18 protein-coding genes and 1 tRNA gene are annotated in these 21,177 nt (G+C 74.2%); 4 read left to right on the forward strand and 15 right to left on the reverse strand.

Going from position 1 to position 21,177, the window contains the following annotated elements; genetic code table 11:
* Positions 1–68 precede the first annotated feature (68 nt).
* Positions 69–602 (forward strand): MarR family winged helix-turn-helix transcriptional regulator, encoded by a 534-nt coding sequence (locus ACZDWJ_RS02500; protein ID WP_463519335.1) that lies wholly within the window; start codon positions 69–71, stop codon positions 600–602.
* Positions 603–834: 232 nt separating this feature from the next.
* Here ACZDWJ_RS02500 and ettA read toward each other — a convergent pair whose 3' ends face one another.
* The 5 genes from ettA to ACZDWJ_RS02525 all read right to left on the reverse strand — a co-directional run bounded on the left by ettA (position 835) and on the right by ACZDWJ_RS02525 (position 7,867).
* Positions 835–2,517 carry an energy-dependent translational throttle protein EttA gene (gene ettA / locus ACZDWJ_RS02505; RefSeq protein WP_463519336.1) on the reverse strand — a complete coding sequence of 561 codons (1,683 nt, stop codon included), beginning with the start codon at positions 2,515–2,517 and terminating at the stop codon, positions 835–837.
* A 49-nt stretch (positions 2,518–2,566) separates the two neighbouring features.
* Positions 2,567–3,058: a single-stranded DNA-binding protein gene (locus ACZDWJ_RS02510; protein WP_463519337.1), complete on the reverse strand. Its 492-nt coding sequence runs from the start codon at positions 3,056–3,058 to the stop codon at positions 2,567–2,569.
* 185 nt (positions 3,059–3,243) lie between these two features.
* Positions 3,244–4,869: a GTPase gene (locus tag ACZDWJ_RS02515; protein WP_463519338.1), complete on the reverse strand. Its 1,626-nt coding sequence runs from the start codon at positions 4,867–4,869 to the stop codon at positions 3,244–3,246.
* Between the two features lie 158 nt (positions 4,870–5,027).
* A complete protein-coding gene (locus tag ACZDWJ_RS02520) occupies positions 5,028–6,749 on the reverse strand; it encodes a dynamin family protein (protein ID WP_463519339.1) in 1,722 nt (573 codons plus the stop codon).
* Positions 6,746–7,867: a PrsW family intramembrane metalloprotease gene (locus ACZDWJ_RS02525; RefSeq protein WP_463519340.1), complete on the reverse strand. Its 1,122-nt coding sequence runs from the start codon at positions 7,865–7,867 to the stop codon at positions 6,746–6,748. The genes ACZDWJ_RS02520 and ACZDWJ_RS02525 overlap by 4 nt, the downstream gene beginning before the upstream one ends.
* An 85-nt stretch (positions 7,868–7,952) precedes the next feature.
* Between ACZDWJ_RS02525 and ACZDWJ_RS02530 the strand changes: the two genes are divergently transcribed.
* A complete protein-coding gene (locus ACZDWJ_RS02530) occupies positions 7,953–9,428 on the forward strand; it encodes an aminopeptidase P family protein (protein WP_463519341.1) in 1,476 nt (491 codons plus the stop codon).
* Positions 9,429–9,539: 111 nt separating this feature from the next.
* On the opposite strand, the gene ACZDWJ_RS02535 is transcribed toward ACZDWJ_RS02530, so the two are convergent.
* Positions 9,540–10,328: a hypothetical protein gene (locus ACZDWJ_RS02535; protein ID WP_463519342.1), complete on the reverse strand. Its 789-nt coding sequence runs from the start codon at positions 10,326–10,328 to the stop codon at positions 9,540–9,542.
* Positions 10,325–11,500: a hypothetical protein gene (locus ACZDWJ_RS02540; protein ID WP_463519343.1), complete on the reverse strand. Its 1,176-nt coding sequence runs from the start codon at positions 11,498–11,500 to the stop codon at positions 10,325–10,327. Before ACZDWJ_RS02540 ends, ACZDWJ_RS02535 begins: the two co-directional genes overlap by 4 nt.
* Before the next feature lie 163 nt (positions 11,501–11,663).
* Here ACZDWJ_RS02540 and ACZDWJ_RS02545 point away from each other — a divergent pair.
* Positions 11,664–11,737: transfer RNA gene (locus ACZDWJ_RS02545), tRNA-Arg, on the forward strand.
* 20 nt (positions 11,738–11,757) lie between these two features.
* Here ACZDWJ_RS02545 and ACZDWJ_RS02550 read toward each other — a convergent pair.
* Positions 11,758–11,967, reverse strand: coding sequence for a TOBE domain-containing protein (locus ACZDWJ_RS02550; RefSeq protein ID WP_463519344.1), 210 nt, complete (start codon positions 11,965–11,967; stop codon positions 11,758–11,760).
* A 371-nt stretch (positions 11,968–12,338) separates the two neighbouring features.
* On the opposite strand from ACZDWJ_RS02550, the gene ACZDWJ_RS02555 reads away from it, so the two are divergent.
* On the forward strand, positions 12,339–13,187 hold the full coding sequence (locus ACZDWJ_RS02555) for an SDR family NAD(P)-dependent oxidoreductase (protein ID WP_463519345.1): 849 nt from the start codon (positions 12,339–12,341) through the stop codon (positions 13,185–13,187).
* Positions 13,188–13,293: 106 nt separating this feature from the next.
* Here ACZDWJ_RS02555 and ACZDWJ_RS02560 read toward each other — a convergent pair whose 3' ends face one another.
* From ACZDWJ_RS02560 to ACZDWJ_RS02590, 7 genes are all read right to left on the reverse strand, one after another.
* Positions 13,294–14,109, reverse strand: a complete 816-nt coding sequence (locus tag ACZDWJ_RS02560; RefSeq protein ID WP_463519346.1) for a collagen-like triple helix repeat-containing protein — start codon at positions 14,107–14,109, stop codon at positions 13,294–13,296.
* A gap of 131 nt (positions 14,110–14,240) precedes the next feature.
* A complete protein-coding gene (locus ACZDWJ_RS02565; RefSeq protein ID WP_463519347.1) occupies positions 14,241–15,545 on the reverse strand; it encodes an MCE family protein in 1,305 nt (434 codons plus the stop codon).
* The gene (locus ACZDWJ_RS02570; protein ID WP_463519348.1) at positions 15,542–16,810 is read right to left on the reverse strand and encodes an MCE family protein; all 1,269 of its coding nucleotides are present in this window, start codon (positions 16,808–16,810) and stop codon (positions 15,542–15,544) included. Before ACZDWJ_RS02570 ends, ACZDWJ_RS02565 begins: the two co-directional genes overlap by 4 nt.
* Positions 16,807–17,934 (reverse strand): MCE family protein, encoded by a 1,128-nt coding sequence (locus ACZDWJ_RS02575; protein WP_463519349.1) that lies wholly within the window; start codon positions 17,932–17,934, stop codon positions 16,807–16,809. Before ACZDWJ_RS02575 ends, ACZDWJ_RS02570 begins: the two co-directional genes overlap by 4 nt.
* On the reverse strand, positions 17,931–18,953 hold the full coding sequence (locus ACZDWJ_RS02580; RefSeq protein WP_463519350.1) for an MCE family protein: 1,023 nt from the start codon (positions 18,951–18,953) through the stop codon (positions 17,931–17,933). The genes ACZDWJ_RS02575 and ACZDWJ_RS02580 overlap by 4 nt, the downstream gene beginning before the upstream one ends.
* On the reverse strand, positions 18,950–19,987 hold the full coding sequence (locus tag ACZDWJ_RS02585; protein WP_463519351.1) for an MCE family protein: 1,038 nt from the start codon (positions 19,985–19,987) through the stop codon (positions 18,950–18,952). Before ACZDWJ_RS02585 ends, ACZDWJ_RS02580 begins: the two co-directional genes overlap by 4 nt.
* Positions 19,984–21,174, reverse strand: a complete 1,191-nt coding sequence (locus ACZDWJ_RS02590; protein WP_463519352.1) for an MCE family protein — start codon at positions 21,172–21,174, stop codon at positions 19,984–19,986. Before ACZDWJ_RS02590 ends, ACZDWJ_RS02585 begins: the two co-directional genes overlap by 4 nt.
* Positions 21,175–21,177 lie beyond the last annotated feature (3 nt).

Consider the following 21,177-nt stretch of genomic DNA (forward strand, 5'->3'; position numbering starts at 1 on the left):
CGCCACGGCGGCCGGGCGCTCTTCGCGCTTCGGGCACGCGAGGTGGTACGGACCACTACCATCGCCCGGTGAGCACCCGACCCGACCCGAGCGCCGCCCCGGCCGTCGACCGCGCGGGGACCCCGCCCCCGGTCGGTCGCTGGCTCGACGCCGAGCAGCAGAAGGCCTGGCGCGCACTCCTCCTCGGGACCACGCTCCTCATGGACAAGCTCGACGCGGACCTGCGCACCCACTTCGACCTCTCCCTGGTGGAGTACGAGATCCTCGTGCGCCTCTCGGAGAACCAGGGACGGATGCGGATGGCCCGCCTGGCCGCCGCGCTGGCCCACAGCCGCAGCCGCGTGACCCACACCGTCGCCCGCCTCGAGCGCGACGGCCTGGTCGAGCGCACGTCCGCCGACGATGACGGCCGGGGCATCGTCGCCGTGCTCACCGCACCGGGTCTGGCGCTGCTGGAGACCGTCGCGCCGATGCACGTCAACGGCGTGCGCGACCACCTCGTCGACCTCGTCGACCCCGACGACTTCCAGGCGGTGGGCCGCGTGTTCGACACCGTCGCCGACCGCCTGATCGGGGAGCACCCCGAGCGCGAGCTGCGCTGAGGGGCAGCTTCCCCGGATATCCGGGGAAACTGGACGTTGTCAGGGGAAGTTGCCCCTGACAACGTCCAGTTCACCCTGACCTGATCGCACCGGCGGGCCGACCGGACGGCCCGACGTCGTCAGCCTGATGTCCGTAGGCGTCGTCGAGCCCCGGGGCCGTCCGCGAAGGCCGCGCACGCCGCGGGGGCGCCGACCACGACGGTCGGCGCCCCCGAGGACGTGGTGCTGCAGGTCAGTCGCGGGTGAGGCGACGGTGCGTGACGCGGTGCGGACGGGCCGCCTCCACGCCGAGGCGCTCGATCTTGTTCTCCTCGTAGGAGGCGAAGTTGCCCTCGAACCAGAACCACTCGCCCTCGGCGTCCTCGGTGCCCTCCCAGGCGAGGATGTGGGTGGCGATGCGGTCGAGGAACCACCGGTCGTGGGAGGTGACCACGGCGCAGCCCGGGAAGTCGAGCAGGGCGTCCTCGAGGGAGGAGAGCGTCTCGACGTCGAGGTCGTTGGTGGGCTCGTCGAGCAGCAGCACGTTGCCGCCCTGCTTGAGGGTGAGCGCGAGGTTGAGGCGGTTGCGCTCGCCTCCGGAGAGCACGCCGGCCTTCTTCTGCTGGTCGGGACCCTTGAAGCCGAACGACGCGACGTAGGCGCGGCTGTTCATCTCGAAGTTGGCGACCTTGATGAAGTCCAGGCCGTCGGAGACGACCTCCCAGACGTTCTTGTTGGGGTCGATGCCGCCCCGGCTCTGGTCGACGTAGGACAGCTTGACCGTCTGGCCGACGGTGAGGACGCCGGAGTCAGGCGTCTCGCCGCCGGTGATCATCCGGAACAGGGTGGTCTTGCCGACGCCGTTGGGACCCACGATGCCGACGATGCCGGCACGGGGCAGGGTGAAGGAGATGTCGTTCCACAGGGTGCGACCCTCGAAGCCCTTGGTGAGGCCCTTGGCCTCGAGCACGACGTCACCCAGGCGCGGGCCCGGCGGGATGTTGATGTCGGCGGTGTCGATCTTGCGGGCCTTGTCGGCCTCGGCGGCCATCTCCTCGTAGCGGGCCAGGCGCGACTTGCTCTTGGTCTGACGCGCCTTGGCGTTGGAGCGGACCCACTCCAGCTCCTTCTCGAGCATCTTGGCGCGCTTGGCGTCCTTCTGCCCCTCGATCTTCAGGCGCTCCTTCTTGGTCTCCAGGTAGGTGGAGTAGTTGCCCTCGTAGGGGTGCGCCTTGCCGCGGTCGAGCTCGAGGATCCACTCGGCGACGTTGTCGAGGAAGTACCGGTCGTGGGTGATCGCCAGGACGGCGCCCGGGTAGGTCTTGAGGTGACCCTCCAGCCACTGCACCGACTCGGCGTCGAGGTGGTTGGTGGGCTCGTCGAGCAGCAGCAGGTCGGGCTGCTGGAGCAGCAGCTTGCACAGGGCCACGCGGCGACGCTCACCACCGGAGAGGTGGTCGACCAGGACGTCCGGCGGCGGGCAGCGCAGCGCGTCCATCGCCTGGTCGAGCCGGGAGTCGAGGTCCCAGGCGTTCGCGTTGTCGAGCTCGGTCTGCAGGTCGCCCATCTCGGCCATCAGCGCGTCGAAGTCGGCGTCGGGGTCGCCCATCGCCTCGGAGACCTCGTTGAAGCGCGCCATCTTGGCCACGATGTCGCCGACGGCCTCCTGGACGTTCTCCAGCACCGTCTTGCCCTCGGTCAGCGGCGGCTCCTGCTGGAGCATGCCGACGGTGGCCTCGGGGTCGAGGATCGCGTCGCCGTTGTTGGCCTGGTCGAGCCCGGCCATGATCTTCAGCAGGGAGGACTTGCCGGTGCCGTTGGGGCCGACGACGCCGATCTTGGCGCCGTGCAGGAACGAGAGGGTGACGTTGTCGAGGACGACCTTGTCGCCGTGGGCCTTGCGCACGTTGCGCAGGGTGAAGACATATTCCGCCATGAGGCCCGAGCCTAGTGCGCGAGGGGCCCTCCACCCCAGTCGGGCCGTCTCACGCTGCCGGCTCTGCGGACTCCCCCGCCTCCGCTGCGACGTCGACGGGGCCCTCCCCCAGGTGCGGGGACTGCTCCTGGGCCTGGTCCTGGGACTGGTCCTGGGCCTGGTCCGACGGCTCGGCGGTGGTGCGGACGGCGCGCGTGAACGCGCTGGTGCCACGAGCGAGGTCGTGGCCCAGCAGCAGCGCCTCCACCTCGACTCCGCTCATCTCGACGCCCGCGGCGTTGGTCCACGCCCGGGTGGAGAGCCGGCCGTGCAGCACGACCGGGTCACCGCGCCGCAGGGACGCGGCGGCGTGCTCGGCCAGCGCCCGCCAGGCGGTGACGGTGTACCACTGGGTCTCCCCGTCGACCCAGCTCTCGGTGCGGCGCGACCAGCGGCGCGGCTGGCTGGCCAGCCGGAAGCTGGCGACGGACGCCTCGCCGGCGCGGCGCAGCGTCACGTCGCTGCCCAGCCAGCCCTGCAGGGTGACGACGGTCTCGGTCATGGCTCCTCCTCGGCGGCCGACCCGGTGCCGGCCTCGAGGACGAGCCTGCGCCGAGCGGCTGCTGCATCGCCAGGGCTCCGGTCGTGGCGGTGGAGGAGGGTGTCGAAGACCGCCCTGTGCACGCCAGGCGGCGTGCGGGCAGCCGTGCAGGCGGCGCGCGGGCGCCGTGCGGCTGCGCGAGCGCGTCAGCGCAGGGCGCGCGCCAGGCCCTCGCGCACCGAGGCGTGCACCCCGAGCTCAGCCTGGATCGGCCCGACGACGAGGTCGCGGTCGACGCCGGCGACGGCGTCCTGGAGACGGCGGGAGGCGGCGTCGGCGCGCTCCTGGGCGGCCTCCCCCGCCTTCGACGCGGCCACGAGCCCGAGGACGAGCCCGAGCACGAGCGCGGCGATCGCGAGGGCGTAGGGCAGCGCGAGCGGCCCGACCTGCGCCACGTCGGCCGGGCCGGAGAGGCCCCAGACCAGCGCCCCGACGGCGCCGAGGAGCAGCAGCCACTGGAGGATCCGCACGCCCTGGGCCCAGCCCGGGAGGCGGTGGGCCTCGAGGTCGACGGCGGCGACCTCGCGCTCCAGGCGCGGACCCACCTCGGCGAGTCGCGCGGTTGCCGCGCGGGTCAGCGACGCCGACCAGCCCGCGCCGAGGCCGCGGGCGGTCTCGTCGGCCAGGGCGCGCACCTCGCTGTCGACGCGGCCGCCGGCCACGCCGACGGCGGTGGGCACCGCCGCGGAGGAGCCGGAGAGCCGGCCACCGGCCTCGCCGAGGTCGAGCTCGAGCCGCTTGAGGGGGTCCTTGCGGAGCCGGCCGGTCCAGGAGACCAGCGGCCACCCGACGGCCCGCCGCACCCGCGCGCGGTTGGAGCGCAGCACGGCGTCGACGAGCACGGGGACGCCGGCGGCCTCGGCCAGGGCGGCGTCGGTGGCGGCGATGCGGGCGGGGTCGAGGCCGCGGGCCGCGGGGGCGCCGGTGGCCTCGGAGAGCCGCTCGGCGATGCCGCGCAGGTCGGCGTCGAGACGATCGCGGGTGAGCTGCTTGTCGGTGACCCGGGCGCCGATGCGAGCGCGCAGCTCGTCGAGGCCGGTGCCCTGGCGCGCGGAGATCGCGATGACCGGGACGTCGGTGAGGCCGTCGGCGTCGACGAGGCGGCGGACGTCGTCGAGCATCGACTGACGGCGGTCCTCCGGCACGGTGTCGATGTGGTTGAGGACGACGACCATGACCTCGGCGTGCTCGCGCAGCGGCGCGAGGTAGCGGTCGTGGATGGCGGCGTCGGCGTACTTCTGGGGGTCGAGCACCCAGATGAGCATGTCGGCCAGCCCGACGAGGCGATCGACCTCGAGATGGTGGGCGACCTCGGTGGAGTCGTGGTCGGGCAGGTCGAGCAGGACGACGCCGTCGAGCTCGTGGGTCTCGCGGCGGGTGTCGAGCATGGAGTCGCGGGTGGTCTGGTGACGCGGCGGGATGCCGAGCCAGTCGAGGACCTCCTCCGCGCCCTCGGCGCCCCAGATGCAGGCCGTGGCCCACGAGGTCGTGGGCCGACGCACGCCCACCGCGGAGAGCTCCAGGCCGGTGAGGGCGTTGAAGGTGGAGGACTTGCCCGAGCCCGTGGCGCCGGCGATCGCGACGACGGTGTGGTCGGAGGAGAGGCGCAGCCGCGACGCGGCCCGCCCGACGACCGTGGCGGCGTCGTCGAGCAGGGCGTCGTCGACGCGGCCGCGGGAGGCGTCGACCGCCGCGATCAGGCCGTCGATGCGGGCTCCGAGGTCGGTGCGGCGGGCCACCAGCGTCTGGGTCGCCTCCTGCAGGGACGTCATCGCTCTCTCTCACGTTCAAGGGGGGTCGGACGCGCCAGTGCGCCCGCGCCCACCTTAGTGTCCTGGGCGCGAGCTCCCGACACCCGGCACGCTCCCCGGTCGCCGCCCCCGCCCGCAGGCGCTGGGCGGCGGGCTGGGCGACTGGCTCAGCAGCAGGCTCAGCGGGACGAGCCGGCGAACCGCGCGTCGTCGACCCGGCGAGCCGCCTCGCGCAGCTGCTCGCCGGCGTCGGCCGGCACCTCGACGCCGTGCAGGAGCTCCTCGAAGCGGACGGCCTCGGACTCCACCAGCCCCCGGACGACCTCGCGCAGCGAGGCGACCGCGGTGGTCACCATCTGCTCGACCTCGGCGCTGCCGAAGACGGCGTCGAGCAGCTGGCGGCCCAGGACGACGGAGTCGCGGGCGGGCCCGGCCGGGGCGTCGGCGGCGACGACCTGCACCATGAGCGCCACCGAGAGGCCGGTCTGGCCGAAGGCGAGGTAGCGCGCGGACCGCTTGTCGGCGCCGTCGGCGCGGACGAGGTCGGTGACCTGGCCCTGCCACAGGCGCACGGCCGACTCGGCGCGGCGACGCAGGTCGCGCGAGGCGCGGCCGAGGTCGGAGCCGGATGCGAGCAGGCTGGGGCCGGCGGTGCGCTCGGACCAGGCGGCCGCGATCGCGCTGGCTGCCCGCTCGGCGTGCTCGAGGACGAGCAGCTCGACGGCCGACTCGACCGCGAGGGTGACGCGCTCGGCCTGCTGCGGCTTGCCCTTCACGGCGCCGACGACGCGGTCGCGCAGCCAGCCGACGCGGTTGTCGAGGGAGCGGAGGAGCTCGCCGGTGCCGACGAAGTCCTGCCAGCGGGCGAGCACCTCGCCGCTGAGCAGTCCGCCGTCGGTGGCGCCGGCGACGGCCGTCGCGGTGGCGGTGGCGTAGGCGCTGCGGACGTCGCCGGTGAGCTCCTCGACGGCGCGGTGCTGCTCGCCCACGGCCTCGACGAGCGGATAGGTGTGGTGGGTCATCGCGCGGATGGCGCCCTCGAGCGTCTGCTTGACGACGACGGTGCGGCCGCCGGGGTCCTCGGCGAGGGCGTCGAGCCAGCCGCGGACGTCGGCGACGTGGCTGCGCGGCAGCAGGCCCTCCTCGTCGATGGGTCCCTCGTGGACGGTGAAGATCGGGGAGTCCTTGAGGCCGCGCGAGGCGAGCATGCGCGCCAGGTGGGTGGCGACGGTCTCGACGGCGTCGGCCGGGGTGCGGTCGAGGACGACGGCGACGGCGGTGGCGCGGTCGGCGGCCTGGCGGAGGTACTGCCAGGGCACCTGGTCGGCGTAGCGGGCCGCGGAGGTGACGAAGAGCCAGAGGTCGGCGGCGGCGAGCAGCTGGGCGGCGAGCTCGCGGTTGCGCTGCTCGACGGAGTCGACGTCGGGGGCGTCGACCAGCGCCAGGCCGCGCGGCATGAGCTCGGAGGCCACCAGCTGCAGCGAGGAGGGGTCGTCGGTGAGGTGGTCGACGCGGCGCAGGTCGGGCAGGAGGCGGTCCTGGCCGAACCAGTGGCCGTCGTCGGGGTGGTGGACGAGGACCGCGGAGCGGGTCGTGGGCCGCAGCAGACCGGGGTTGGTGACGCGCTCGCCGACCAGCGAGTTGACCAGCGTCGACTTGCCGGCGCCCGTGGAGCCGCCGACGACGGCCACCAGCGGGGCCTCGATGGTCATCACGCGCGGGATGACGTAGTCCTCCAGCTGGTCGACCAGCTGGGCGCGCGCGGCGCGCAGCGGCTCGACGCCGGGGAGGTCCAGCGGGAGTGCGGCCACCTGCAGCGCACCGCGCAGGCGCACCAGGGCGGTGAGCATCTGGGCGTCGTGCTCGGGGCTCGAGGACGAGCCGTCGGCGGAGGCTGTCATCGAGTGGGGACCACCTGTCCGGGAAAGGCGACGTGGGGGCGGACCTGGCCGATGCGGGCGACGTAGGAGCGTCCGCGCTCGGCGAAGTCCGGCGGCGGGGTGCCGCGCAGGAAGCGATGATGCAGGAAACCCAGCTCCACCGCAGCGAGTTGATACTCCCTCATGACCCGCTCGGCCGGTGCACCGCCGGTGGCGCGGGCGTGCCGCCGGGCGCGGCGCCGGGCTCGGAGGTCGACGACCCAGCCGATGTCGGTGGCCGGGATGAGGCCCCGTGCGGCGGCGTCGCCGAGGGCCGCCGTCAGCATCCGGCGCTCGTAGCGGCGGGCCCACAGCGCGAGGGAGACCAGGCCCACCAACGCCGGGATCGCGAGCACCGCGTAGACGAACGCGAAGCCGAGGGCGCCGAAGATCGTGGAGGCGTTCCACAGGCCGTGGGCCAGCACGGCGAGCGCGTAGCCGCCCAGCGGGGCGAGGACGCGCACCGTGCGCGAGCGGCTGGCCACGGCCAGGCCGACGCCGATGCCGGTGAAGGTGGTGAACAGCGGGTGGGCGAACGGGCTGAGCAGGCAGCGCAGCACGAAGGTGTGCGTCAGGGCCGAGGTGCCGCCCGGGCCGACGCCGTCGGTGCCGTCGTAGGCCGCGGCGAGGTAGAGGATGTTCTCGACGAAGGCGAACCCGATGCCGACCATGCCGGCGTAGACGATGCCGTCGAGGACGCCGTCGAGCTCGTCGCGGCGCCACCACAGCAGCAGCACGAGGAACAGGCCCTTGCTGAGCTCCTCGGTGATCGGGGCCGCGATCGCCAGCGAGGCGTCGTCGCTGAACCGCACCACGAGGCCGCCGACGCCCTGGATCACCAGGGCCGCGGCCGTGGCCACGAAGCCGCCCCACAGCAGGCCCGCGGCCAGGAGCCCGCGCGGCTCGGGCTCGTAGCGGTCCAGCCACAGGTAGCAGGCCACCAGCGGGCCGACGGGCAGCGCGGCGAGGACCGTGGCGACGACGAGCGTGCCCGGGGCACCCGAGAGGGCGATGACCAGCAGCATGCCGAGGGCGCCGAGCACCGTCGCGAGGGTGACGACGACCGTGAAGACGAGGCTGGAGGATCGGCCCGCGGTCATGCGCCCGACCCTATCGGTCCGCGACGCGCGCGACCCCCTCCGACGGCCCGGGCGGACGCGGCGGGCCGCGCGTACAGTGGCGCGCATGAGCGAGGAGAGCACCGGGGCCACCGAGCCGCAGACCATCCAGACCCCCGAGGCCGCCGAGGCCGCCGAGGCCGCCGACGCCGAGCACCGCACGGAGTCGCACGACCCGGCCGTGCCCGCCGCGTACGCCGCCTTCATGCGCCGTGGCTGGGGCGACCGCGAGCTCGACCTCCCGCGGCAGGCCGTCGCCGACCCCGCCGCGCGCCGTCGCGCCGCGCTGGCCGCGACCTTCCCCGGCGAGCGGCTCGTGCTGCCCGCCGGAACCTTCAAGGTGCGCTCGAACGACACCGACTACCGGTTCCGTCCCGACACCGCCCACACCTACTACAGCGGCAACCAGACCTCCGACGCCGTGCTCGTCGTCCAGGACGACCAGCACGTGCTCTACGCCCGCCCGCGCGCGTCCCGCGAGAGCGACGAGTTCTTCCGCGACCGCCAGTACGGCGAGCTGTGGGCCGGGCGGCGTCCCAGCGCCCAGGAGATCTCCGACTCCCTCGGCATCGAGGTGCGCCACGTCGACCAGCTCGCCGACGACCTCGCCTCGGGCCCGAAGACCCGGGTGCACCGCGGCATCTCCGCCGCCGTCGACGCCCTCGTCACCGGCGACGCCGGGCTCGACGACGACCTCGCCCGCGTGGTCTCCGAGCAGCGTCTGGTCAAGGACGACTGGGAGATCGCGCAGCTGCAGGAGGCCTGCGACATCACCACCCTCGGCTTCGAGGACGTCGTCCGCGAGTGGCCGCAGGTGCTGCAGCACGGCGAGCGCTGGATCGAGGGCACCTTCTTCCGCCGCGCCCGCGCGATGGGCAACGACATCGGCTACGACTCCATCGCCGCCGGTGGCGAGCACGCCACCACGCTGCACTGGATCGACAACACCGGCCCGATCACGCCCGGCACCCTCACCCTGCTCGACATGGGCGTGGAGAACCGCGAGCTCTACACCGCCGACGTCACCCGCACCCTGCCCGTCGACGGCCGCTTCACCCCGGTGCAGCGTCGCCTCTACGAGCTCGTGCTCGCCGCGCAGGACGCCGGCATCGCCGCGGTGCGCCCCGGCGTCCCGTTCGCCTCGGTGCACGAGGCCTCCATGCGGGTGCTCGCCCACGGCCTGGAGGACCTCGGCCTGCTGCCGGTCTCGGCCGAGGAGGCCCTCGACCCCGAGAGCAAGGTCTACGCCCGCTGGACCCTGCACGGCACCAGCCACATGCTCGGCATGGACGTCCACGACTGCGGCCGCGCCGCCCCGGAGTCCTACGCCAAGGGCGAGCTGGCCGCCGGCATGGTGCTCACCGTCGAGCCCGGCCTGTACTTCCAGGCCGACGACCTCCTCGTCCCTGAGGAGCTGCGCGGCATCGGCATCCGCATCGAGGACGACATCCTCGTCACCGCCGACGGCTCGACCAACCTCTCCGCCGCCCTCCCCCGCTCCGCCGACGACGTGGAGTCGTGGATGGGGCGGTTGATCGGCTGATCCGGGCCGGAGCGGCTTCCCCGGACATCCGGGGAAGCTGGACGTCGTCAGGAGAAGCTGCCCCTGACATCGTCCAGCTCTCCCTGACCTGATCGGCCCGATCGAGGTGGGTCAGTCGGGCAGGATCGCGGCCTGGAGCGCGACGAGGCACCCGCCGATCGGCGAGTAGGCGGCCTGCTCACTGAGCGGCGCCAGCGCCTCGCCGAGGTTGGCCAGCTGCTGGACGAACTGCTGCCGACGCGGGCCGTAGAGCGGCTCGACGAGGTCGAAGAGCCCCTGCGCGCCGGTGCCGAAGGCCTTCACGAGCGGGTCGAGCGCGGGGGCGAGGTCCTCGTGCAGCTGCGGGTACTTCGCCAGCAGCGGGCCGAGCACCTGCAGGAACGGCTGGTAGGCCGACGCCGGGGCGAACGCCTCGGCACTGAAGGGCCCGAAGGCCGGGGCCAGCGGGACGATCGAGCGCAGACCGCCGTCGTCCTGCGGGCCGGGCGAGGGCAGCGGCACCGGGCAAGCCTTGAAGACGGCGCGGTCCTCGGCGTCGCCCGGGTCGCCGGGGTCGCTCGGCTGGCTCGGCTGGCTCGGGGACGACGACGGCGAGGACGCCGGGGCACTCGGCGCCGCGCTCGGGGTGGCGGCCGGGGCGGCCAGGTCGGCGGCCGGAGCGGCGAGCGGGACGCCGGCCGTGGCCGGACCGAGCGCGGCGGCGTCGACGGACGGCAGGGCGGGGGTCGACGGCGCGGGCAGCGCGGGCGCGGCCTGGACGACGTCGGAGCCCGCGACCGGGGTCGAGGTGGTGCGGGTCGTCTCGGTGGGCCGCACGGCCAGCAGGCCGATGCCCAGCAGGTCGACGATCACCACGGCCGCGACGACGTCGCGCGCCAGGCGCAGGCGGCGGGCGCTCACAGCGCGTCCCCGGCGGCCGAGGCGGACGGCGCGGCGGAGGCGGCGGACGCGAGCCGGCGATTGAGCACCAGCACCGTCGCGAGGCCCCCGAGCGCGAGCAGGACGGCGAGCGTCAGCTGCCACCAGCGCAGGTCGTAGCCGCGGGTGACGACCGTCTGCGTCGAGGTGGGGACGCCGGCCGCCGTCGTGGTGCCGGCGGTGCCCGTGGCGACCCCGGCGCCGGTGCCGGGAGCCCCGGCCGTGCCGGTGCCCGCTGCGCCGCGCGACGCGGTGGAGCCCGGCGCTGCAGCCGTGCCGGTGCCGGCGACCGTGCCCGGTGCCACGGAGCCGCCCGAGGACCCGCCCGAGGAGCCGGTGGTGCCGCCCGTGGCGGTGGAGCCCGTGGCGCCGGTGCCGGTCGAGGTGCCTGCGCCGGAGGCCTGCTGACCGGGGGACGTCGCGGCACGAGCCGGCACGAAGGTGCCCGCGAGGTGCCACTGGCCGGTGAACTTGTCGAACGGGCCGCCCTGCACCTGACTGGCCCACACGAGCGTGAACGCGCCGGTGGCGGGGTCGTAGGTGCCGGTGGCCGGGATCGTGTTGCCGGGCCGCGAGCCGTTCGGCTTCGGCGAGCCCTGGTTGAAGTACTGCTTGTTCCAGGTGACCGACCAGGCTCGCAGGTCCGCGGTCAGGCGGGTGCCGGTGGCGACGACCGACGGCGCGGGCACGCGCACGCGGGTCTGCGGCTCCACCGGCTGGGTCACCATCGCGAAGCCGGTGCCGTAGAACGTCGCGGGCAGGGTGATCCGGCGGGCCTGCGCGTTGCCGGAGGAGTCGAAGACCGGGGAGGGAGCGGGCTGGTAGCCGCCGCCGACGACGAGGCCGCCGTCGGTGCCGGGCTGCAGCGTCGTGAAGGTCTTGTCGCTGCAGCGCGAGTCGTTGTTGGAGAGGAACGGGCCGCCCTGGTCGCCGCTGGGCAGGATCATCCGCAGGTACGTGCCGGTGGCCTTGCCGCCCGCGCAGCTGCCGGGCGTCAGGCGCAGCGTGCCGACCAGCGGCGTCGAGGCCCGGGCGGCGACGCGCGCGTCGGCGCGGTCCGCAGCGGGCGCCGCCGAGGAGGCCGGGCCGGCGAGCACGCCGAGCGGCAGGGCCGCCACGGCGAGGGCGAGGAGGGCGGGGAGGGAGCGGGGCATCGTCGTCCGATCAGCGGAGGGGATTTCTCCGCAAACCGTACTGACTTAGTCGGATATTGCGCCACCGTCTCCCTCCGTGGACGCCGCCGGCGAGCCGGCGGGCGCACGCGGCACCGGGCGCCCGCCGCGATAAGGTCGGCGGGCCCGCGCCCCGCGGGCACCCGCCTCCGTAGCTCAGCTGGATAGAGCAGCGGCCTTCTAATCCGCCGGTCGCAGGTTCGAGTCCTGCCGGGGGCGCAGCACCGGGCGCGCTCGGCTCACTCGACGCCGAGCGCGACCTCGGTGGACTTGATCAGGGCGGTGACGGCGACGCCCTCGGCGAGGCCGAGCTCGTCGACGGCCTCCTTGGTGATCGAGGAGGTGATCACCTCGCCGCCGGCCAGCCGGACGCGGACGACGGCCATCGCCTCGCCGGTGGTGACGGACTCGACGGTGCCGGCGAGCTGGTTGCGGGTCGAGAGGCGCATGCGGGACTCCTGAGGGCCGAGAGGGAGCGACCGCGGGCGCGGTCGTCGCCGCCAACCTACGGGGACGACGGCTGTTCGCCCACCGGGGTGGCGGCGGTTTGGACACGCGCTGGGTCGGGCATCGGATCGGTCCCGCCACCGTCCATCCGACTCCGACCTCGAACGAGGTGTCCCCGATGACCGGCTCCCCCGCCGTCCCTCCGCGTGCCGTCCTGCTGCACCTGCGCGTGCGCCTGGCCCGCGTGCTCGCGCCGCAGCCGCGTCCGCTGCACCGGCGCCCGGTCGGCCTGGGGTGACGAGCGGCACGGTGCGCTGACGCTCGACCGTCCCCTAATGTGATGACAGTCGTCATCACATCGAAGGGACACCTCATGCGCAGCTTCCAGGGGCGGGTCGCCGCCATCACCGGCGCCGGATCCGGCATCGGCCGCGCGCTCGCGCTGCGCCTGGCCGGCGAGGGCTGCCACCTCGCCCTCAGCGACGTGAACGCCGACGGCCTGGCGGAGACCGCGGCGCTCGTGGGGGGCGTCACGGTCACCACCGCGATCGTCGACGTCGCCGACGCCGAGGCCGTCGCGACCTGGGCCGACGCGGTCGTGGCCGACCACGGCCGGGTCGACCTGATCTTCAACAACGCCGGCGTCGCCCTCTCGGGCACCGTCGCGGGCCTCTCGCTCGACGACTACCGCTGGATCATGGACATCAACTTCTGGGGCGTCGTGCACGGCACGAAGGCCTTCCTGCCGCACCTGGAGGCCACCGGCGGTCACGTCGTCAACCTCTCCAGCGTCTTCGGCCTGACCGCCCAGCCGCTCATGAGCGGCTACAACGCCAGCAAGTACGCCGTGCGCGGGTTCACCGAGTCGCTGCGCCAGGACCTCGAGCTCACCGGCTCGACGGTCTCGACGACGTGCGTGCACCCCGGTGGCATCAAGACCGGCATCGCCCAGGCCGCGCGCATGGACTCCTCCACGCAGGCCGCCCTCCGCCAGGACGGCCCGAAGGCCACCGCCGAGTTCGAGCGCACCTTCATCACCACCGCCGACTCCGCGGCCGCGCAGATCCTCCGGGCGGTGCGCCGCAACCGGCGGCGGGTGCTCGTCGGACCGGACGCCAAGGGCTACGACCTGCTCGTGCGCCTCGCTCCGACCGGCTACCAGCGGCTGATCACCGGCGTCGTGCGGCTGCGCAGCGGGAAGCCCGCACCGGCCGCCGCCTGACGCTCGCCGACGCGGCGGGCCCCCGGGACCTCGCCGCCCGACCCCGAGCATGCCGACGCCGGCCGTCCCCCACAGACGACCGGCGTCGGGATCAGGGACGCTCGCGTCAGGGCGCGGGCGTGTAGTCCGAGGAGTCCCCGGTGATCACCACGTAGAACGCCTTGCGGTTGGCGTCGGTGGTGAACGAGCCGTCGCTCAGCCGCGGGCTGACGACGAACGACTCGTTGTTCTGCGCGGCCGCGGGCGCGCAGTTGGTCGGGATCGCGTACGGCGGGGCGGGCGAGGTGTAGTTGCAGAGGCTGGTGGTGACCTCGCCGGAGAACTCCGGGTTCGAGTCCGCGCCGGCCGCCCGACCGTTGGTGATCGTGTCGGCGTTCTGGTCGATCGTGTTCTGCAGGGCCAGGGTGACGATGATGCCGTTGTCGGAGAGGTCCTCGCCGGCGTCGATGTAGACGTTGCCGTTGGCGCGCAGGGAGTTGTCGGCGGGCGGAGTGGCGGTGTTCGGCAGGGTCGGGTAGGCCGCGACGACGCTGAAGCCGCCCGACTGCTTGATGATCGAGCCGTCGCGGCCGATCAGGGCCCAGCGGCCGACGCCGGCCGCGCCCTGCGGGCCGGCAGCGCCGGTCGCACCCGTGGGACCGGTGGCACCGGCCGGGCCCTGCGGGCCGGTGGCGCCGCGCGGACCGGTGGCGCCCTTCTGGCCGCGCGGCAGCTCGCCGTAGTCGAAGTCGCGCGCCAGCAGCGAGCGGTCCTTGATGTCGCTGGTGGTCAGCGAGTTGTTGCGCACGTCCTCGGAGCCGATGAGGCCGGCGGCGTAGGAGGTGCCGGTGCTCGCGACGGCGAGGGCGGCGATCGAGACGACCAGCGGGGCGCTGGGACGCGGCATGCGGGGCAGGCGGGAGCGGAGCTGCAGACGGGACATGGAGGACCTTCCGGGATCGGATGAGAGGGGTGACCTCTCTTCGTAGCGCACGTCACATCGGATGGCGCCCCGGGCAGGTTGTGTGAACCTGTTCGTCCGCTGTGCGTCCGCTGTGCGTCCCCCGGTCCGCCCTACTCCCCCACGAGCAGCCCCGCCACCTGGCTCATGACGTCCTCGAGCACCCCCAGGGCCGCGCGCTGGGCACCGGTGGCCGACCCCGTGGACGCGTCGATGCGCGAGGACTCCGGCAGCCCGGTGCGCACCGCCGTGCCGTAGGTCAGGCCGCACGAGGCCGGCGACGGGCCCCGCTGGTCGGAGTTCGGGCACGGCAGGTTGCGGGCGCCGCGCACGCCCTCGGGCGCGCTCGGCGCGAGCTTGCAGTACTGCCCCGACGCCGGGACGCGCGCGGTGACGTCGGTCGGCGAGCGTCGCTCGTCGACCGGCGTGTAGCCGGTGATGCAGGAGCTGGGGTCGTTGAACTGCGCACGGAGGTCGAGGCGGGCGTCGCCCACCGAGGCCCGCGGGAACAGCGCCTCCTGGGTCTTCGCGGTCAGCGCCGGGTAGATCACCGCGAGCTGCTGGAGGTTGGCCTGGTAGTCGGTGAGCGGCTCCCCGATCGTGCCCAGGTTGTCCAGCAGCGTCGGCAGGGTCGGGCGGACGTCGCGCAGCAGACGGTCGAGCGAGCGCAGCGAGGTCGGACCGCTGCGCAGCAGCGCCGCGAGGTCGCCGTCGCGCGCGGCCAGCTGACGGGTGAGCATCGCGAGCGAGGCCGAGAGCTGCTGCGTCTGCCCGCCCAGCGCCTGCTGGGTGCGCAGGGTCGGCTCGGCGACGCGGATGAGCGAGCGGGTGTCGGCCAGACGCTGCTGCGCGGTCTGGAGCAGGGTGTCGGAGGCCTCGACGAGGCCGCCGAGGTCGTCGCCCGCGCCGCCCAGGCCGGTGTCGACCTGGTCGAGGACGCGGCTCGTCGCCGCCTTCGGCACCGAGGCCAGCAGCCCGTCGAGCCGCTCGAGCACCGGGGTGATCTGGGGCATCGGGACGGTCTGCGCCCGCGGGACGAGGGCGCCGTCGGCCAGGTAGGGCCCGCGGTCGTCGGGCGGGACGAGGTCGACGTACTGCTCCCCGATCGCGCTGGTGGAGTGCAGCTGCACCGAGACGTCGCGGGGCACCTGGGCGTCGGAGTCCAGCTGCATGCGCACCCGCACCCCGTCGGGGCGCAGGTCGAGCGCGGTGACCCGCCCGACGGTCACGCCGCGGTAGGTGACGTTGGCCTGCGGGTAGAGGCCGCTGGCGTCGGCGAAGTCGGCCGAGACGTCGTAGTGCCCGACGCCGACCTGCGCCGGCACCCGGCCGTAGACGACGGCCACGAAGGCGAGGGCGAGCGAGCCGAGCACCGCGAAGGCGACCAGCTGGCCGCGGACCAGACGCGTGAGGATCATCGACAGCCTCCCAGGAGCGAGCCGAGCAGACCGCAGGACGATGAGGACCCGGCCCCGGACCCGGTCCCCGAGCCCCCGCCGGAGGAGCCCGTCCCGCCCTTCGGCGTCGAGCCCGAGCCGGAGCCCGAGCCGGAGCCGCCCAGCAGCCCGCCGAGGACGGTGCCGAGCAGCGGCGGCGTGGGCGGGTCGAGCAGCTGGCCCAGCCCGCTCTGCGAGAGATCGGCCGCGCCGCCGTCCTTGATGGGCGTGCCGCCGCTGGGCTTCACGAAGTTCTCCAGCAGCGCCCGGTTCGAGACGTCGACGGTGGCGAACAGGTTGGCGTAGTCGCCGCGCAGCGCCTGGCCCGAGGTCATGATCGGGAACGGCACCGTGACCGCGAGCTTGAGCGCCTCGGGGATCTGGTCGGCGACGGTGGAGATGCGGCTCAGGACGGGCCGCAGGTCGGCGAGGGTGCCGAGCAGCGCCTCCTGGTTGACCGCGATCAGCCGCGACGCCTGCACGCTGGCCGCGCCGGTGCGGGTGACCGCCTGGACGAGGAGGTCGCGCTGCCGGTTGAGGGCCGCGAGTCCCGGACCGATGCGGTCGACGGCGCGCCGCAGCCGCGGCTCCCCGGCGACCAGCTGCTCGGAGAGCCGGTCGAGGGAGTCGAGGGTCGAGATCAGCTGGGTGCGGTTGCGGTCGAGCGTCGCGAGCAGGGCGTCGAGGCTGCGCACCACCGAGCGGACGTCGGTGGTGCGACCGTCGAGGGTCTTGTTCAGCTCGCCGGTGATGGTGCTCAGCTGGGAGAGCCCGCCGTTGTTGAGCAGCAGCGACGCGGCGCCCAGCACCTGCTCGGTGGCCGGGTAGGCGCCGGTCTGCGAGACCGGCACCGCGGTGTTCGCCGCCAGGCGTCCGGTGGGCTTGGCCGGGTCGACGACCTCGACGTACTGCGCGCCGAGCAGCGTCTTCTGCCCGATGGCGAAGGTGACGTTGGCCGGGAGCTCGACGTCCTTGAGGAGGCGGAGGGTCACCTTCGCCTGCCAGTCCTTCACCTCGATGTCGGCGACGGTGCCGATGGTGACGTCGTCCTTCATCACCGCGGAGTTCGGCACGAGGTTCTCGACGCGATCGAAGGTGACGGTGACGGGGTAGCCGTCGGAGCCGACGGCGGTCTGGCCGGGCAGCACGTTGTCGCCGGGGTGGAGCCGGCAGCCGGCCAGGGCGGTGGCCACCAGCGCGAGACCGGCGGCGGCGCGGGCCAGGCGACGCGAGGGCGTGCGGCTCATCGGGCGCCTCCCTTGCTCGCGGCCGAGCCCGGCACGGCGCCGAGGCCCAGCGTGTTCAGCAGCGGCAGGAGCGCCGACTGGCACGTCGACTTCGGCCCGCCGACGCCGAGCACCAGGCCGCAGAGCAGCTCGGCGGTGCTGTCGATGTTGCCCAGCGCGAGGCGTCCGGTGAGGGCGTGGTTGTCGACGGCGAGGAACAGGTCGGCCACCGCGTGCGGGCCCAGGTGCAGGATCTGGCCCAGGACGTCGGCCTTGTCGGCCAGCGTCGCGGAGAGGTCGGCGGCGTGCTCGACGCCGCGGGCCAGCCGCACGTCGTGGCGGTCGGCGAACGTCCCGACCTCGCGCAGCGCCGACTCCAGCTCGCGCACCGCGGTGGTGAGCTGGGTGCGGTTGGTGGCGAGGACGTCGGAGGCCGAGCGCAGGTTCGTGGTGAACCCGCGCACCGAGGTGTCGTAGCGCAGCAGGTTGCGGGTGAAGGAGTCGAGGTTCTCGACGGTCTGGAACAGGTCGCTGCGGCCGCTGGAGAGGCTGGCGGCCGCGCTGCGCAGCCGGGTCAGCGAGGCGCGCAGCTGCTCCGCGCCGCCGCGGCCGAGGTTCGCGTCGGCCGCGCCGATGGCCTGCGCGAGGGCGCCGGTGGAGCCGACCGGCCCATCGGGGCCGAGCGCGGTGGCGAGGTCGGTGAGCTCCTTCTTGACCTCGTCGAAGGACACCGGGACGGCCGTGCGGTCGGTGTCGAGCACGGCGCCGTCGGCCAGCCGCGGGCCGCCGGTGTAGGCCGGGGCGAGCTGGACGAAGCGTCCGCTCACCAGGCTCGGCGCGACGATCGCGGCCTTGACGTCGCGCGGGATGGCCTGGTCGTCCTCGACGGCGAGCACGACCTTGACGCGACCGCCCTCCGGCTCGACGGCGGTGACGTCGCCGACCTTCACCCCGAGCACCCGCACCTGGTCGCCGACGTAGAGGCCGGTGGTGCCGGTGAAGTAGGCGGTGACGGTGGTGCGGTCGTCGTGGCGCCACCAGGCGAGGCCGGCGACGGCGAGCGCGGCCACCACGACGATCGCGAGCAGACGGCGGGGACCGAGGGCGCCGCGCAGCGCGGCGGCACGGGCGGTGAGGGCGCTCACTGCGTGCGTCCTTCCAGGAGGGCCGAGACGATCGGCGCCAGGCTGGCCGGCGCCGTCAGGTTCTGGATGTAGGCGTCGAAGTAGGGGCCGGAGGAGACCGCCTCCCCGAACGCCGTGGCGTAGTCGCGGACGCCGTCGAGCGCGGCGTCGATCTCGGTGCGGTTGCGGCGCAGGATCGTGACGACGTCGTCGAGCCGGTCGAGGGCCGGCCCGAGGGCGTCGGTGTTCTCGCGCACCGCCGAGCGCACCGCCCGCGAGACCCGGGTGGCGTCGACCAGCAGCGACTCGACGACCTGGCGCCGCACCGTCAGCTGGCCGAGGAGGTCCTCGCCGGAGCGCAGGAGGCTGGCCACCTGGGTGTCGCGGCTGGCGAGCACCTTCGTGACGCGGTTCGCGCGCGCCAGCAGGCTGCGCAGCGTCTCGTCGTTGCGCGCGATCACCTGGGAGAGCCGGGTCACGCCCTCGAGCGCCGGGCGCACCTCGGCGGGGGTGTCGGAGAACGTCGAGGCCACCTGCTGCAGCGAGGAGGCCAGCTGGTCGACGTCGATCTGCGAGGTCTCCGTGGTGAGCTGGCTCAGGGCGCTGGTGACGTCGTAGGGCGAGGTCGTGCGCTCCTTCGGGATGGCGCCGGCCAGCTCGCCGTCGCCGGCCGGCACGAGCTCGAGGGCCGCCTGGCCCAGCAGCGTGATCGTGACGATCTTCGCGCGGGTGTCGCGGCCCAGGCGCAGCCCGCCGTCCTTGACCAGCACGTCGGCCTCGACGCTGTCGCCGCGCAGGTGCAGGGCCTTGACGGTGCCGACCTTCGCCCCGGAGACGACGACGTCGTCGCCGGGCTGCAGGCCGCCGGCCTCGCGCAGCTCGACCCTCACGTGCCGTCCGCCGTCGAGCAGCGGCAGGGAGTCGGCCCGGATCGCCCCGACGACGACCAGCACGATGAGCAGCGTGCCGATCAGGCCGAGGAGCGGGGTGGGCAGGAGTCGCCGGCCGGCGGGCCGGGGCGCGCGTCGTCGTCCGATCATCGCTGGCACCTCGCGAGGTCGCTGTAGATCCACGGGGTCTGGATGACCACGCCGCCGAGCTCGGTCAGGCGCAGCCGGACGCCGCAGAGGAAGAAGTTGAAGAAGTTGCCGTAGGACGCCGTCTGGGCAATCCGGTCGTAGTGCCGGGGCAGCTCCTTGAGGACGCCGTCGAGCTCGCCGCCCTGGGAGGCGAGTCGACCCGCGCCGGTGGCGAGGTCCTTCAGCACCGGCGTGAGGTCGGGGCGCACGCCGTTGACCAGGCCGGTGCCGCGCTGCGAGAGCGTGTCGATGCGACCGGCGGCGTCGAGCAGCCGGTCGTCGTCGCGGGCCAGGCCGCCGGAGAGCTCGTTGAGCTGGTCGATCAGCTCCCCGAGGGCGTCGCGGCGACCGTCGAGGGTGCCCAGCACGCTGTCGAGGTTGCCGATGACCGAGGTGATCAGCTGCTCGCGATCGGCCAGCGCCGGGGTGAGCGAGGCGATCGTCGAGACCAGCCGCGTCACGGCGCTGCGCTGGCCCTGGAGCACCTCGACGAGCTGGCCCGACAGGTCGTTGACCTGCGTGGGGTTGAGCCCGGCGAACAGCGGCTTGAAGCCGTTGAGCAGGGTGTCGAGGTCGAGCGCGGAGCTGGTGCGCGAGGCCGGGATCGTGGCCCCCGCGCGCATCGCCGGCGCCTGGGCCCTCGGACGCTCCAGCTCGACGTAGCGGTCGCCGATGAGGTTGCGGTAGCGCACGGCGGCGGTCGTGGAGTCGTTGAGGGTGATGTCGGAGTCGAGGTCGAAGGTGACCCGGACGCGGGCGTCGGGCCGCACGTCGACGGCCTTCACGGTGCCGACGGCCACGCTGGCCACGCGCACCTGGTCGCCGACCTCGAGGCCGGAGACGTTGGTGAACGTGGCGTGGTAGGTGCGGCGGTCGCCGGGCCGGATGTCGCCGACCACCATCACCAGGTAGGCGGTGATGAGGCCCGCGACGACCAGGAAGATCGTCAGCCGAGCGAGGTCCTTGCGGCGCCGCTGGATCACCGGCGAGCTCATCGGCCACCTCCGGGCAGCAGGTTGAGGGTGCCGGCCAGGGCGCCGAAGAAGGTCTGCGCCAGGTCGCCGGTGGGCGTCTCGGGGTCGCGCGAGTACGGGTCGGTGCCGATCTTGAACGACGGGTTCGGCGGGTTCTGCTCGCTCGCGCCGAGCACCGGGAGGCCGTAGCAGGAGGGGCCGCGGGTGTCGCCGATCTGCGGCAGGTCGTTCGGCGCGGTGTAGGACGCGATGCCCGGCTGCAGGCGGGTGAAGGTCGTGATGCCCGGCTGCAGGCCGCCGACGACCTTCTCCAGCTTGCCGTTGTTGTAGGCGACGCCCTCGATCGTGCAGGGCAGCTCGGGGGCGTAGCGGGAGAGGATGCGCGTGGTCGAGCGCAGCTCGGTGAGCGAGCGGCGCAGCCCCGGAGACGCGGCGCGCACGAGGTCGTCGGTGGTGCCCGAGAAGCCCTTCAGCCGCGTGAGGAGGTCCTGGAGGGCGTCCTCCTGACGCTGCAGCGTGCCGAGCGTCGTCGTGGCGTCGTCGCCGGCGGCGAGGAGGTCGGGGGTCGCGGCGGCGTAGATGCGCGCGACGTCGTCGGCCCGGCGCAGGTCGGCGACGAGCGTCGGCAGGCTCGGCTGCAGCGCCTTCGCGTAGCGGTCGAGGCTGGTGACCAGCGCGCCGATGCGCTCGCCGCGCCCGTCCAGCGCGGTGGCCAGCGCCGTCAGCGCCGCGTTGACCTGGGTGGGCCGCGCGGCGTCGAGGACGCCGGTGAGCCGCTCGAAGGTCTGGTTGATCTCGACGGTCACCTTGTCGGCGCGGATGGTGTCGCCCGCGGCGATCGGGTCGGCGACGGCCTGGGTCTCCGGGGCGGAGAGCTGGACGTACTTCGCGCCGAAGGCGGTCGGCGGCACGATCTGCGCGGTGGCGTCGGCCGGGACGTTCTTCAGCTGCGAGCGGTCGAGGGCGACGGTGATGCGCACGCGGTCGCCGTCGGACTCGATGCGCTCGACGCGCCCGATCTCGACGCCGCGCATCTTCACCGCGGTGCCCGAGGCCAGCGTCAGGCCGGCGCGCGGGGACTCGACGGTGACCTGGACGGTGTCGTCGAGATCGCCGCGGTAGAGCGAGACCGTCCCGACGAGCAGACCGGCCAGCAGCAGGAGGAAGGCGAGCCCGTAGCCGAGCTCCCGGGTGGGTCGTGCGGTCATCGC

The organism is Nocardioides sp. B129/18 (assembly GCF_055282735.1).

Bases quoted from the DNA above. Each gene is read 5' to 3' on its own strand.
- ettA (WP_463519336.1), bottom strand. From the start codon at position 2,517: ATGGCGGAATATGTCTTCACCCTGCGCAACGTGCGCAAGGCCCACGGC.
- ACZDWJ_RS02510 (WP_463519337.1), bottom strand. From the start codon at position 3,058: ATGACCGAGACCGTCGTCACCCTGCAGGGCTGGCTGGGCAGCGACGTG.
- ACZDWJ_RS02515 (WP_463519338.1), bottom strand. From the start codon at position 4,869: ATGACGTCCCTGCAGGAGGCGACCCAGACGCTGGTGGCCCGCCGCACC.
- ACZDWJ_RS02520 (WP_463519339.1), bottom strand. From the start codon at position 6,749: ATGACAGCCTCCGCCGACGGCTCGTCCTCGAGCCCCGAGCACGACGCC.
- ACZDWJ_RS02525 (WP_463519340.1), bottom strand. From the start codon at position 7,867: ATGACCGCGGGCCGATCCTCCAGCCTCGTCTTCACGGTCGTCGTCACC.
- ACZDWJ_RS02530 (WP_463519341.1), top strand. From the start codon at position 7,953: ATGAGCGAGGAGAGCACCGGGGCCACCGAGCCGCAGACCATCCAGACC.
- ACZDWJ_RS02540 (WP_463519343.1), bottom strand. From the start codon at position 11,500: ATGCCCCGCTCCCTCCCCGCCCTCCTCGCCCTCGCCGTGGCGGCCCTG.
- ACZDWJ_RS02550 (WP_463519344.1), bottom strand. From the start codon at position 11,967: ATGCGCCTCTCGACCCGCAACCAGCTCGCCGGCACCGTCGAGTCCGTC.
- ACZDWJ_RS02555 (WP_463519345.1), top strand. From the start codon at position 12,339: ATGCGCAGCTTCCAGGGGCGGGTCGCCGCCATCACCGGCGCCGGATCC.
- ACZDWJ_RS02560 (WP_463519346.1), bottom strand. From the start codon at position 14,109: ATGTCCCGTCTGCAGCTCCGCTCCCGCCTGCCCCGCATGCCGCGTCCC.
- ACZDWJ_RS02565 (WP_463519347.1), bottom strand. From the start codon at position 15,545: ATGATCCTCACGCGTCTGGTCCGCGGCCAGCTGGTCGCCTTCGCGGTG.
- ACZDWJ_RS02570 (WP_463519348.1), bottom strand. From the start codon at position 16,810: ATGAGCCGCACGCCCTCGCGTCGCCTGGCCCGCGCCGCCGCCGGTCTC.
- ACZDWJ_RS02580 (WP_463519350.1), bottom strand. From the start codon at position 18,953: ATGATCGGACGACGACGCGCGCCCCGGCCCGCCGGCCGGCGACTCCTG.
- ACZDWJ_RS02585 (WP_463519351.1), bottom strand. From the start codon at position 19,987: ATGAGCTCGCCGGTGATCCAGCGGCGCCGCAAGGACCTCGCTCGGCTG.
- ACZDWJ_RS02590 (WP_463519352.1), bottom strand. From the start codon at position 21,174: ATGACCGCACGACCCACCCGGGAGCTCGGCTACGGGCTCGCCTTCCTC.